At 62.6% G+C, this 12,402-nt stretch carries 10 protein-coding genes and 1 tRNA gene; 3 read left to right on the top strand and 8 right to left on the bottom strand.

The annotated features are described in order from the left end of the window. Nucleotides 1-37 precede the first annotated feature (37 nt). Nucleotides 38-1,003 (bottom strand): hypothetical protein, encoded by a 966-nt coding sequence (locus RCO24_RS12010; RefSeq protein ID WP_308962307.1) that lies wholly within the window; start codon nt 1,001-1,003, stop codon nt 38-40. A gap of 328 nt (nt 1,004-1,331) precedes the next feature. On the opposite strand from RCO24_RS12010, the gene RCO24_RS12005 reads away from it, so the two are divergent. Further along, a complete protein-coding gene (locus tag RCO24_RS12005; protein ID WP_308962306.1) occupies nt 1,332-2,264 on the top strand; it encodes a glycosyltransferase family A protein in 933 nt (310 codons plus the stop codon). Nucleotides 2,265-2,453: 189 nt separating this feature from the next. Here RCO24_RS12005 and RCO24_RS12000 read toward each other — a convergent pair. Further along, nucleotides 2,454-2,546, bottom strand: a tRNA-Ser gene (locus RCO24_RS12000). Nucleotides 2,547-2,749: 203 nt separating this feature from the next. Between RCO24_RS12000 and RCO24_RS11995 the strand changes: the two genes are divergently transcribed. Continuing rightward, entirely contained in the window at nt 2,750-3,418 is a 669-nt protein-coding gene (locus RCO24_RS11995) for a hypothetical protein (RefSeq protein WP_308962304.1), read from the top strand. A 704-nt stretch (nt 3,419-4,122) separates the two neighbouring features. Here RCO24_RS11995 and RCO24_RS11990 read toward each other — a convergent pair. From RCO24_RS11990 to uvrC, 5 genes are all read right to left on the bottom strand, one after another. Next, nucleotides 4,123-5,499, bottom strand: coding sequence for an N-acetylmuramoyl-L-alanine amidase (locus RCO24_RS11990; protein WP_308962303.1), 1,377 nt, complete (start codon nt 5,497-5,499; stop codon nt 4,123-4,125). Nucleotides 5,500-5,713: 214 nt separating this feature from the next. Continuing rightward, nucleotides 5,714-6,187 carry a molybdenum cofactor biosynthesis protein MoaE gene (locus RCO24_RS11985; protein ID WP_308962301.1) on the bottom strand — a complete coding sequence of 158 codons (474 nt, stop codon included), beginning with the start codon at nt 6,185-6,187 and terminating at the stop codon, nt 5,714-5,716. Between the two features lie 13 nt (nt 6,188-6,200). Beyond that, entirely contained in the window at nt 6,201-6,452 is a 252-nt protein-coding gene (gene moaD, locus RCO24_RS11980; protein ID WP_308962437.1) for a molybdopterin converting factor subunit 1, read from the bottom strand. A gap of 62 nt (nt 6,453-6,514) precedes the next feature. Next, nucleotides 6,515-7,105 carry a CDP-diacylglycerol--glycerol-3-phosphate 3-phosphatidyltransferase gene (gene pgsA, locus RCO24_RS11975; RefSeq protein WP_308962299.1) on the bottom strand — a complete coding sequence of 197 codons (591 nt, stop codon included), beginning with the start codon at nt 7,103-7,105 and terminating at the stop codon, nt 6,515-6,517. Between the two features lie 352 nt (nt 7,106-7,457). Beyond that, a complete protein-coding gene (uvrC, locus tag RCO24_RS11970) occupies nt 7,458-9,500 on the bottom strand; it encodes an excinuclease ABC subunit UvrC (protein ID WP_308962297.1) in 2,043 nt (680 codons plus the stop codon). Nucleotides 9,501-9,692: 192 nt separating this feature from the next. Between uvrC and RCO24_RS11965 the strand changes: the two genes are divergently transcribed. Beyond that, the gene (locus tag RCO24_RS11965) at nt 9,693-10,661 is read left to right on the top strand and encodes a hypothetical protein (RefSeq protein WP_308962296.1); all 969 of its coding nucleotides are present in this window, start codon (nt 9,693-9,695) and stop codon (nt 10,659-10,661) included. Nucleotides 10,662-10,665: 4 nt separating this feature from the next. Here RCO24_RS11965 and RCO24_RS11960 read toward each other — a convergent pair whose 3' ends face one another. Next, a complete protein-coding gene (locus RCO24_RS11960) occupies nt 10,666-12,378 on the bottom strand; it encodes a glucosaminidase domain-containing protein (RefSeq protein ID WP_308962294.1) in 1,713 nt (570 codons plus the stop codon). Nucleotides 12,379-12,402: the final 24 nt, after the last annotated feature.

Here is a 12,402-nt window from a genome sequence, read left to right as displayed (position 1 = left end):
CGTCGCAAGCCCGATCGTTGAACGCCGAGTGACGCGATCAGAGCCTTGCAGGCGGAATAATCCGCAGCGCCGGCGAAAGTTGTTGCCTCCACAGCGCGGCGTCGCGCTGCCGTTGCGGCAGGTCTCTCGACAAGCGGGCAATGTCGCCCCGCTTCATGCCCGTTCTTTCACACAGGAACGGATGACGCGGATGGCTGGCGAAGTAGCTGTAGAAGAGCGCCGATCGATCCCGTGCGGTCGCGGGCTTGCCGCGGTGGAAGAAACGCGCCGTGTCGGTGAAGATGACGGTACCGGCCGGCCCTTCGCAACTGACGACGTCCTGCGCGAATGTCGTCCCCAATCGGCGCTCGAGTTCCCGATCGTCAGCCAGGCTGTAGTCGAAGCCATCGACATCGTTCTGCATCGAGTCGTGCCGCCGGATCATCTGGAACGGGCCGCCGCCAGCATCGACGTCGTTGAGATAGATCGCGACCTTCAGCATCCGCCGGTCTTCCCAATCGCGATGCCATTTACGTGTCGAGATCTCCCGCCCGTCCGCCACCGTATAGTTGAGCACGACACCGTCGTATGCGGGCGCCAGGCCAATGTAGTTCTCGGCAATGTCGAGCAACCGATCCTGCAGACCAAGAAGGAAAAGGTCAGGATTGGAGACGATTTCTTCGGGCGGAACGAAAACGAACGTTTCGCCGCTTGCCGCTCGGGCGCGAGCCTCGGTCGCGAACCCCTGCGCCAGCTTGGCAGCAACCTGGAAGGCCGTATCGCCGCCCGGCAACCCAAGCTTGTCGAGCGACGTCATGTAAATGCCGTCGCGGTTCAGCGCCTCTACGATAGGTGCATCGACCTCGCTCAGCTTAGGAAGCTCGCGAACGTGCGACCGCAGCGCCTCGTCGTAGCGCTTTCCAAGTATGCCGCGAATTCGTTGTTGATTGCAGAGTTTGAGTGCGGTGCGCGCAGGCAAATCGCGCAACCACCGCGCGCGCTGCTCGAAGACTTCACTAATCATAGCGAAAGTGCCCTCGCAAGTTCACGGAGAGCTGCAGGGAAAAGGCGCCAGCGATCCGGTTATGAGACCAAAGAAAACAATAGCCACAAAGAAAAACAATTGGAAAACAATATAAAGATTAATCGACACCAGCTTTTGAGGCGCAAATTCAAAGCGAGACAGAGCCATAAGTTGTTTACGAAAAGTTATAGTAACTGTTACCTGCAAAAAGTCTGTCCACGCCGCGTCGAATGAGACTAATCCATGCTTTGATGCAATCGGCGGCAGCGTTAAGCATTGCGCACTGTCGGAAGCGACGAACTTGGCGGCGGTCTCGTGAAGGCGAAAGATGAGTGCGGACCTAAAACCTGATCGGCCAACAATTGGCTTTGTCATGATCGGCCGAAACGAAGGCCAACGCCTCGCCGCGTGCCTCAAATCGGTCAGCGCCTTGCAGGCACCCGCCATCTACGTCGATTCCAACTCGACCGACAATTCGGTCGCCCTTGCGTTAGCCTACGGCGTGCAAGTCCTGCCCCTCGATCTCACAAAACCGTTTTCAGCCGCACGCGCCCGAAACGAAGGCGCGCAGAAGTTGATCGCGAAACATCCCGAAGTCGAGTTCATCCAATTCCTGGACGGGGATTGCGAGTTGGACCCAGGTTGGATTTCCGCAGCGATCGAATTTTTAGTTCAAAATGAAAAAGCGGCCGTCGTATGCGGGCGTCGCAGAGAGCGCTTTCCGAAGGCATCAACCTATAATCTTCTGTGCGACATGGAGTGGGATACCCCAACCGGCAAGACGCTGTTCTTCGGCGGCGACGCCTTGATCCGACGGGCGGCTTTCGCCGAAGTGGGCGGATATAATTCACAGCTCATCGCGGGCGAAGAGCCCGAGATGAGTGTGCGGCTGCGCCAGAACGGATGGGAGATCTGGCGCATCGACCATCCCATGACGCTTCACAACGCCGACATGACACGGTTCAAGCAATGGTGGATGCGGAACGTCCGGGCAGGGCACGCATACGCCGAAGGCTTCCACATGCATGGTGCGTTTCCTGAGCGCTTCTGCAGACAGAATGTTCTGAGCAACTATGTGTGGGCGCTGCCGGTCATGTGGCCGCTTTGGCCTATCCTGTGGTTTCGCATATTCAGAGCCCGATCGAACACGTCCTACGCAACCTTTGTCACCTTGTCGAAAATTCCCCAGGCTTTCGGCCAGCTGAAATTTCAGTGGACCCAATGGACCGGTCGCCGCTCGACAATCATTGAATACAAGTAGCGGCGCACCCTCCGGCTGCCCTCGTCCACCGAGGGCTGAGCGTCCGCGATCGAGCCATCAGGAGGGGTTGCCAGACTGGAGAGGGCGAATTCGCTCTCTGGTCGAAGCCCGGAGGCTTCGGAGCAAGGCGACCCGGCACGAGTGCCGCCCCCCCCCCGCGGAGCGCCTATGGGCGCGAGAGCGATAAAATGGCGGAGACGAGGGGATTCGAACCCCTGATACCCCTTTAGAGGGTATAACGATTTAGCAAACCGCCGCCTTCAGCCTCTCGGCCACGTCTCCGGGGTCGCGCGAAGCACCCGTATAGAGGGGGGGTCGCGGATTGGCAAGCACGCCGCAGCGCGCAAAATCGCGCGTGCACATCCGATTGTGGCTCTGCCTTCATTGGTTTGCCCTAGGTCCTATGCTAAGGGGGCTTGGGGCCGTACGCTCGCGCTCGACAATAAAAAGCCAGGCCGTGAATAGAATTACGGTGGGAGTGAGAGATGTTCGGTCGCGTTAAGACACTGGCTACCAGGCTCGCAGCAGCCGGGCTTGTCGTCAGCCTCACCACGGGACAGGCGGCAGCGCTCGAATATTGCGTAACCTGTGAAGGCCCACCGGCACTCTATCGCTGCGTCATAGACGGCACCGCCGACGGCGCCGGCCAGGATCCGACGGCCTCCCTTTTCTGCATATCGCAGATGGCCACCAAGGGCCGCCACGAAACCTGCGCCGTCTCGCGCGGCGCCCCATTCCCGTGCCCCGGCCTGACAGCCGTCGTCTCACAGCCCGCCGCCCCACACCAGTCGACCCCACCGGCCCCCTCGCCCACCACCGCCGCGCCCGAGCCTCACGCCGCTCCGGCGGCCCCCCAGCCTACTCAGCCCGCCGAACACCAGGCCGAGCCCGCGAAACCTGCGCCCGTTCCCCGCACCGTCGAGGAACTGGCCGGCCAGACCGTCAAATCCTCGAAGGAAGGTCTCGAGAAGGCGGGAGAGGCCATCGGCGGCACCGCGAAGAAGGCCGGCGAGCAGATCGGGAACGCCGGCAGCGCCATCGGCAACGCTGCGACGAAAACCTGGACCTGCATCACGTCGCTGTTCAATTCGTGCGGAGAGGATGCCAAGCCGCCGGAGCAGGAAGCACCCCACGCAACCCCACCGGCGAACTGAGTCACCCGCGCCACGCATCGGTGATTATTGTGCCGCGATAAGCTTGGTGTCATTCGAATCGCTTAGTCTTCCTCTCGTGGGGGAAGAGATTTGCCTCGCCGGCTGCGAACGTGGCTCGTCCACGTTTTGCATCTGCTACTGGTGCATGCGTCAGAGTTTTTTGGACAGGTGTCCTTGAGATCTCTGAGCCGAAATGACCGATCAGCTGGTCTGAGAGTCCAGCGGAACGCGTGGCAGCCCGGGACGGCGCTGCCAGAGGGAGCGTTCCGCGGGCACGCATCGCGCCATTCCATAAGCCCGTCCAGGACCGCCGTGTCCGCTCCGCCTTCTTCAGCATCGTCGTCGTCTCGCTTTGCCAACCCTGGCGAAGGGAGAGGTGTGTCGCGGCTGGAATTGGTCAAATTGATCGGAGCGGGTTCACGGCACCAACTCGAAGATGGAGTGCACTATGCTGAAGCACCTTCGTCAGTGGTCCACCGACGCCTCCCGACCAAGGAGCGCCGCTCATACCCATGAGCTTCGGCACGATCTCGAATGGAAATATGTACTCCTGTGGCGCCTTAAACCTCCGCATCCTCCAAGTAGAACTTAACTGAGCTTTGCCGGCAGGGTGTGCGACCTGGAAGCCGGCTACAAAACTAAAGGCCGGTCCTTGCGGACCGGCCTTCTTGTTATCAGCGCTCCCAAACCTCTTACGCGCGCCCTTACATCGGCAGGCGCGCAATCTGATTTCCGAAATAGTTTTCGACCGCGGTCAGGATCGAATCCGAAACCTTGTCGCGCCAAGTATCGGAACGAAGCAGCTGCGCGTCCTCTTTGTTGGTGACATAGGCGAGCTCGATCAGGACCGACGGAAACTGAGCGGTCTTGAGAACCCGGAAAGCGGCCTGCTGATCGGGCTTGGCGCGCAGTTCGGTGCTCGCGCCCATGTATTCGATGACGGAGCGCGTGAACACGCTGGTCCGCTCCTGCGTCGCCTCGACTTCGCGCCCTGCGAGATCGGCGAGAATGTTTTTGACCGCCGAGAGATCGTTGTCGATGCTGGCGAGCTTCATCTTTTCGACCTCGGTCTTGCTCAACACCGCGCTCGAAACCTCGCCCTTCGCCGACCGCTGAAGCGCGTTGGCGACCGATTCACGTAGCGAATAGATGGTCGCACCGCGCGCCTTGGAGTTTCCGCCCGCATAGTCGGCGTGGACGGCGATGAACAGGTTCGCCTTCTGCTCCTCGGCGTAATCGACGCGCTTGTCGAGTTCGACGAACACGTCCTTGTCGCGCGTCATCATCACTTTGTAGCGCCCGGTCTTCTCGAGCTTGTCCTTGAGCATCAAGCTGAACGCCAGCACCACGTCCTTCTCGACCGCACCGTTCTTCATGGCACCAGAGTCGTGACCCCCGTGGCCGGGGTCGATGACGATGATCGGCTTGAACGACCGCGCCGCCCTTTCGTCCGGTCGTATCGCGGGCGTCGGAAGCGGAGGCTGCACATCGACGGCACCGAGCGAGAACGGCTGCAGTTTGAGCGGCTTCTTTTCGGTGTTCTTGGCGGCGTTCACCGGCACGATGTCGAGCGCCAGACGATGACCCTTGCCATCCGCTGCTGCTTCGATGATGGCGCTTTCGACGACCACCGGCCGCGTGACCTCGATCACGACGCGCGACTTGCCGGGACCTGATCCACCGGCGCGGAACGATTTCACCAGACCGACGGCGATGTTCTCTTCCGGCTGCGGGGGAAGCCGAAGAACCTTTTCCGAAACGTCGACGATGACGCGATTGGGATTGGAGAGCGAGAAGACCTGGAATTCGACCTGCTTGGGCAGCCCGATCAGGAAGCGGGTGTGGGTGGCGTCTCCGCCCAGCGTCGCTTCGGGTGCGGAAGCTTCCGGCAACTTGACCGTGGCGGCCGTGCCGAGCGACCCCGTGGTCTCGACCTTATTGGCGAGCTTCTGTGCTTGAGGCGCGGGCTTCGTAGTCGACGCAGCTTGTCCTTCCGCTGCGGAAGCCGCGAGCGGAAATGTTAGTGCGACGAGCGCACAAAGTTGCTGCGGCGCAAAGCGCCACGAAAAAACAGTCTTCATCGTTGTGTGACCCCCGTCTACGCAACACGGTCCATTGGCGGGACAGTCAGTAAGTAATCGTAAATAATGGCGTTTTCCGGGACACCATCAGGCATTGTTATGGATCGATAAAGGTTAAGGAGTTACTAACCGTTCACCATGGACCGAACACAGAGTATCGGTTTTCCAAGTGTTATCAACAGGAAATGTAATTTATTTAGGATGACGGTTATGGTTACTTTTGAGTTAACCCAGGGCCGTCCCAACGCCCAAGTGCGTCACAATCCGACGCGTGTGCATCGACCCAGCTCTCGCTGCCGTCGGCGAAAGATTCCTTCTTCCAGAACGGCGCCCGGGACTTGAGATAGTCCATCAGGAATTCGGCCGCCTGGAACGCCGCCGCCCGATGGGCCGACGCGGTCGCGACCAGCACGATCGGATCGCCCGGCTTCAACTCCCCGAAACGATGCACGATGAGAGACGCGGTAAGCTCGAACCGGGCGCGGGCTTCGTCTTCGATCCGCTGCAGCTCCATTTCCGTCATCCCGGGATAATGCTCGAGCGTCAGCGTCAGAAGCTGCTTGCCCTGGGCTTCCCCGCGCACGAAACCGGTGAACGTGACGGCTCCGCCGACATCGGTGCGCCCGTCGACCAGCGTGCGGACCTCCGCGGCCGCATCGAATTCCTCGCGCTGGACCCGCACCGCCATGCGTGCCCTCCTCTCAGCCGCCGGTCACAGGCGGAAAGAAAGCAATCTCGCGGGCGCCCTTGAGCGAATGCGCGGGTTTGACATGAACCTGGTCGAGTGCGGCCCGAACCACGCTGGCACGCTCGAACGCGCGCGCATATTCCGGCCCCTGCGTCGTGAGCCAGGCCACCAGCTCGCCGACCGTCGTCACCTCGGCCGGCAGGTCGAGCACGTCTTCCGCCCGCCCGACCTTCTCGCGGACCCACGCGAAATACCGCACCGTCAGCCGTTGGCTGTTGGAAACGCCCGCCGAACGGGCTTCGCTGGTCTCTGCAATCGACAAGAGGTCTATCCTTCCATGGCGTGACGAATGCCAGCCTTCAGATAGTCATAGCCGGTCCAGAGTGTAAGAACCGCCGCTAGCCACAACAGCAGGATGCCGGCTGTCGAGATGCCGGGCACGATCTGGTCGCCGGCCGGGCCCGCAAGCAAAAACGCGAGCGCCACCATCTGCACAGCCGTTTTCCATTTGGCGAGCGCAGTCACGTGCACCTTCACATTCAGTTCGGCCAGGAATTCGCGCAAGCCCGATACCAGGATCTCGCGGCACAGAATGACGACCGCCGCCCAGATCGACATCCCGTCGATGGTCCGGTCGTGCACCAGCATGATCAGCGCCGCTCCGACGATCAGCTTGTCGGCGATCGGATCGAGCATCCGGCCGAGCGTCGACTGCTGCGCCAGCCGGCGCGCGAGATAGCCGTCGAGCCAGTCGGTGATGGCGGCCACGACGAACAGCCAGAAGGCGGCCCAACGGCCGGCCTCGCCCTCGATGAACAGGAGACAGGCCACCAATGCGGGCACGGCTGCGATCCGTGCGTAGGTCAGCACGTTCGGGAGGCTCGTCGCATGTGGCCGGGTCGAGATGGGCGGGTCCATGGCGCCTAGCTAACACCATTCGCGCGTACGCCAGTCAATGGGGTTCCGAAGCGCGGCTCAGACGGACTTGAGGAAATCGCTTGAACCCTCGGAGCTATCCTGCCCATTATGGCTTATCCACAGGCAACTCCGATCGCGCCGGAACAAACCTCGGCCGGTTCCGTTGTTGTCGCAGGAACGTCAAGCAGCCGACTTATGTATCTCGTCGTCGACTGCCGGTCGTCAGCGCCTCGAATGTAGCCGCGTATCCGGGATCAGGGCGCCATTGGAGCGGAGCAGGAGCGAATAGCTCTCGCTCCGCTCTTTCCTTTTTGGGCGGCCGTCGCCAGCCGAGCCCTCGGAACATCCGCCGTCAAACCTTCCGCTCGTGGAAGAAATCGTAGATCTTCTTGGCCATCTCCTCGGAGATCCCGCCAACGGTCGTGAGATCTTCGACGCCGGCCCGCGAAACCGCCTTCGCCGATCCGAAATGTTTGAGCAGGGCGCGCTTCCGCGTCGGTCCGATCCCGGGAATTTCGTCGAGCGGATTGGCGCCGAGCGCCTTCGTGCGTTTAGCCCGGTGTGTACCGATCGCGAACCGGTGCGCCTCGTCCCGGAGCCGCTGCACGAAATAGAGCACCGGATCGCGCGGTTCGAGCATGAACGGCGCCCCGCGCCCCGGCACATGGAAATGCTCGCGGCCCGCGTCGCGATCCGGCCCCTTGGCGATGCCGATAACCTTGATGTCCGAGAGGCCGAGTTCCGCCAGCACCTCCACCGCCACCGTGAGTTGCCCGGCGCCACCATCGACGAGCACCAGATCCGGCCGATCCGGAAACACATCGTCGGGAAACACATCGGCTTCGGCCTCGTCTGGGCCGGCATCTTCGCTCGGCGGCGCCTGTTCCGCCGCAACTTGGTTCCACAGGGCATCCGACGCCTGATCCGCGGGGGCCTCCGCCTCGGCTTCCGCGAGCCGCCGGAACCGCCGGGTCAGCACTTCCCGCATCATGCCGTAGTCGTCGCCCGGCGTCAGCGTATCCGAACGGATGTTGAATTTGCGATAAGCGCCTTTCGCGAACCCATCCGGGCCCGCGACGATCATCCCGCCGACTGCATTGGTGCCCATGAGGTGGCTGTTGTCGAACACCTCGACGCGGCGCGGCGCACGCTTGAGTTCGAACCGCTCGCCGAGCGCCGCCAGCAACGTGCGTTGCGACGATCCCTCCGCGAGCTTTCGCCCCAGGGCTTCCCGCGCGTTGGTCAGCGCATGGTCTACGAGCCCAGATTTGACGCCCCGCTGCGGCACGCGGATCTCGACCCGCCGGTCCGCCTTGATCGAGAGCGCTTCGGCCAGAAGCTCGTGATTGGCGATCTCGTGCGATAGCAGAATGAGCCGCGGCACCGGCTTGTCGTCGTAGAACTGCGCAACGAAGCTATCGAGCACCTCTTCGACCGAAAGCGTGCGATCGGCCTTCGGATAGTAGGCGCGGTTTCCCCAGTTCTGGCCGACCCGGAAGAAGAACACCTGGATGCAGGTCTGTCCGCCTTCCTGGAACGCCGCGAACACGTCCGCTTCCTCGACGCCCTCGGGATTGATCGCCTGCTCGGCCGTGACGTGCGCCAGTGCCCAAAGGCGATTACGCAGCTTCGCGGCCCGCTCGAATTCGAGATTGTCGGACGCCTCCTGCATCAGCCGCTGGTACATTTCCCGCACCGACTGGCTCTCGCCCTTCAGGAAACGCAGCGCCTCTTCGACCAGCGCGCCGTAGTCTTCGAGTCCGATTTCACCGGTGCAAGGGCCGGAGCATCGCTTGATCTGATAGAGCAGGCACGGCCGCGTGCGGCTTTCGAACACGCTATCCGAGCACGAGCGCAAGAGAAACGCGCGCTCCAGCATGTTGATGGTGCGGTTGACGGCGCCAGCCGACGCAAACGGGCCGAAATACTCGCCCTTGATCGTCCGCGCGCCCCGGTGTTTCAGGATCTGTGGCGCACCCTGATCGCGGCGGATCAGGATGTAGGGAAACGACTTGTCGTCGCGCAGCGTGACGTTGAAACGCGGGCGGAAGCGCTTGATCAGGTTCGCTTCTAGCAGCAGCGCTTCCGCCTCGGTCCGAACCGTGACGAACTCCATCGACGCGGTGGACTGGATCATCCGCAAGGTACGGTTCGGCAGCCCGGCAAGTCGCGTATAGTTCGAAACGCGTGCGCGGAGATTACGCGCCTTGCCGACGTAGACGACCTCACCCGCCACATCGAGCATGCGGTAAACGCCAGGCCCGGTGGTCAGCGTCTTGAGATAGGACGCGATGACGTCGGGCCCGGTCGCAACCGGCTTTTCACCGCGTTCCGACGGCTCGGGCGGCAGGGGCGGGGCAAGTCCGTCCTGGGCATTTTCGTTGCTTGTGGGCATGCCCGGAACATTGGCGGCGAAAGCCGCCCCGTCAAGCCAAGTCGTGCGTCCGCAAAGCAGGCAAAACGCGGTGTAGGGTCACCCTCACGGCTGGCCGCCACAAAATCGCCCCGGATATCCAGGCCTTGTGATCGGTAAATCTGCCTCTACTCCGCAAAAACAAAGGCCCGGCGCGTCCGGAGGTGACGGCCCATGCGAATATCGACCACCCTCGCGCTGCTGGCGGCGATCGCCCTCTCTCCGGCCTGGCTGTCCCCAGCCCTGGCCAAGGACCCGCCTGAGCAGGAGTTCAAGAAGTCCGAGCAGATCCTGAAATGGATCAACGACTACCGCAAGGATCCCGAGCCCAACCGGCTGCCCGAGATCTTTCATGCGATGGGCGACCTCGGCATCTTCCGCGATCTCGATTCCGCGGGTGTTTACATCGGCTTCGTCGGCGGCGTGATCGGATCGAACCCCGAGCGCGCCGAGCGCCTGATCTCGCGCATGTTCCCGATGTCGCCCGAGGATCAGGTCGTGCTGATCCGCGCCATCGCCTATTCCGGCCTGCCGGACTGGAAGCATCTGCTGCAGAAGTTCGTAGAGCGCATGCCGGCTCGCATGGTGTTGCTGCGGAAATATCTCTACGGCGACGGCAAACCCCTATCGGATATGCCGATCGACGACGGGGCTTACGTGCTCGACGCGCTGTGGGGCTACTATTATGCCACCGGCTACCGGGAGCCGATCGAGCGCATCGTCGGCGCCCTCGCCCTGTCCGTCGACAAGAACAACGTCGAAAAGCTGACGATCGGCTCCATGGCCAAATGGACGCTCGCCACCAACGCCTCGCGCGAGAAGGAACTGCTCGATATCCTGAACGAGGAAATGAACCGCCAGCCCACCGTGGTGCGGAAGCCTTTGCGGGAGGTCATCGAGGCGGCCGAAACGTTCGAAATCGGAAAAATCCGCAAGGAAGCGCTCGCGTCCATCGACGAGCTGAAGGCCAAGGGCTCCGAGAAATCACGCAACTACGCCTGGTGGGGTCAGGTTGGACAGACCGCGCTGGCACTCGGCTGTGTCGGCGCCGCTGCCGGAGGACTGGTCGTAGCCGGAATTCCGTGCGTCGTCGGCGGCGCCATCTCGTCCGCCGCCCTCAAGTACTTTGCGCCGGAGCCCTAAAGCATCAGCCCGGGCAGAGCGTCTTCGCCTGTGCCAACGCCTGATCCCGGCTGGGGAAGGTTCCGAGCACCTCGCCTCCTTCACCGCGAGACGAGAGGAAGCTTTTCGTCATGCTGTCCTCGAAGCCGTCGATCACCGACAGCGCGATGTAATGCACCTTTGCGCCCTGCTGAGCTTTGACGAGCACAGTGGTGTCGCCGCCGTAGCGCGCGGTTTCGACGACGCATCGGCCGGGCTTCACGCCGAGCCCCGAAGGCGGATCGAAAGCTGGTTTAGAAGCCGCACCGTTTCCTCCGCCGAGCAGCGATGCGAGCGGCCCCGGCGCTTCCGTCTCGGCAGGCGGCGCGGCCGGCCTGTCGGATGTCAGCGCCGCGACGGGTGGGCCCATCGCCGTTGACGCAGCGACAGAAGTAGCAGGCGGCGCCGGAGGACCGGCCAGCTCGCGACCTATCTCGGCCGAACCTTGATCGTTGCTTGCCGCAGCTTGATCACTCGGAACTTGTCCGCCCTGCGTCTGATGCGCATCGGCCTGGCGCGTCGCGACCGTGCGCGGCGAAGCCGAGGGTAAAGTTGCCGACGCCAACGCCGCTGGCGGCGTGAACAGCGCAAACGACGATTCCGGCTCACCGGACGGCTGATCGACGGTCACGTTGCCCTCGGTACTATCGCGCGCAGGAAGCGTTGCGACGGGTTCGCCAGGCGCGCCTTCAACGACAGCTCCCGTCGGCGCACGCGCCGCACGTGCATCCTGCACCGGCCCCGCTGCAGCAGCGACCGCGACAGGCTGGACACGTTGGACCGGCTGCACCTTGGCGATGGAAACCGTGCTCTTCTTCGCAGGTGGCTGCTTGACGTCCGGTGCCTTCGCCGTCTTCGCCGTGGCTTCGGGAGCGCCCTTCTGATCGCGGCTCCACACCGTACGCACCGGAGAAGCCGCATCCTGCGCCGGCGGCGCCGGAAGCGATGCCCGATCGCGTCCCTTGGCATGTGCAGGTGGCTTATCCTGCCACGGCAACACCTCGATCTCCTGCGGCGCCATCTGCTGAGGTCGGCCATTGGCCGGGCAGTACTGTGTCCGGAATTGCTGCGCGACCCACTCGATCGAGCCAGCATACTTGGGATCGGCCGCCCAGCGCCGCGCAAGATCGGAGAAGCGGACCGGCCGCTTCAGCTCACGCGACTTTTCGAGAATGTGCTCCTGCTTGAGCTGTGTGCGGGGCGCGACAGGTTTCGGGATCATCTCGCCCGAATAGACGACGAGATGCTGGATCTGCCCCAACACGCCCGTGCTCACGTCCGGAAAGCTGTCTCCCGGCACGCCGCCGCCGGTCGTTCCGATACCGGCGAAATTGTTCTGCTTGGGATCAACATCCCCCATCCGCCCGCTCGGTGCGCGATAGGTAAGAAAATTCGTTTCGATCGCCATCTGGAAGAAGGCGTAGTCCCAGCGCACGCCCCACGCCTCGCCATGACGCTTGTAGTGGCTGGCGATGTCCCTGAAACGCGGTGAAAGGTTGCCGTTACGCCGTTGCAGGAACGCCATCAGGCGTTCGGGTGTCACACACGCCGGCACGATGTTCTGGCGCGAGGTCCGGATTTCCGGGAGATTCGGGCTAGCGCCGGCCGCACTCGCCCCTAGCCCCGCGACCAGAGCCAGCCCAAGCACCATCGAGCGCGAACGCGTCATCGACATCTGACCCCAACCGACTGTGATCATGGAACCCCACCGAAAACGCCAACC

Source organism: Hyphomicrobium sp. LHD-15, assembly GCF_031157355.1.
Classification (GTDB): domain Bacteria; phylum Pseudomonadota; class Alphaproteobacteria; order Rhizobiales; family Hyphomicrobiaceae; genus Hyphomicrobium_C.
Note: the sequence above shows the minus strand (reverse complement) of the source record. Positions and strands in the feature narration are given on the sequence as shown.

Coding starts and splice junctions, on each gene's coding strand:
- RCO24_RS12010 (WP_308962307.1), bottom strand. CDS start 1,003: ATGATTAGTGAAGTCTTCGAGCAGCGCGCGCGGTGGTTGCGCGATTTG.
- RCO24_RS11990 (WP_308962303.1), bottom strand. CDS start 5,499: ATGAAGACTGTTTTTTCGTGGCGCTTTGCGCCGCAGCAACTTTGTGCG.
- RCO24_RS11995 (WP_308962304.1), top strand. CDS start 2,750: ATGTTCGGTCGCGTTAAGACACTGGCTACCAGGCTCGCAGCAGCCGGG.
- RCO24_RS11965 (WP_308962296.1), top strand. CDS start 9,693: ATGCGAATATCGACCACCCTCGCGCTGCTGGCGGCGATCGCCCTCTCT.
- RCO24_RS12005 (WP_308962306.1), top strand. CDS start 1,332: ATGAGTGCGGACCTAAAACCTGATCGGCCAACAATTGGCTTTGTCATG.
- RCO24_RS11985 (WP_308962301.1), bottom strand. CDS start 6,187: ATGGCGGTGCGGGTCCAGCGCGAGGAATTCGATGCGGCCGCGGAGGTC.
- pgsA (WP_308962299.1), bottom strand. CDS start 7,105: ATGGACCCGCCCATCTCGACCCGGCCACATGCGACGAGCCTCCCGAAC.
- uvrC (WP_308962297.1), bottom strand. CDS start 9,500: ATGCCCACAAGCAACGAAAATGCCCAGGACGGACTTGCCCCGCCCCTG.
- RCO24_RS11960 (WP_308962294.1), bottom strand. CDS start 12,378: ATGATCACAGTCGGTTGGGGTCAGATGTCGATGACGCGTTCGCGCTCG.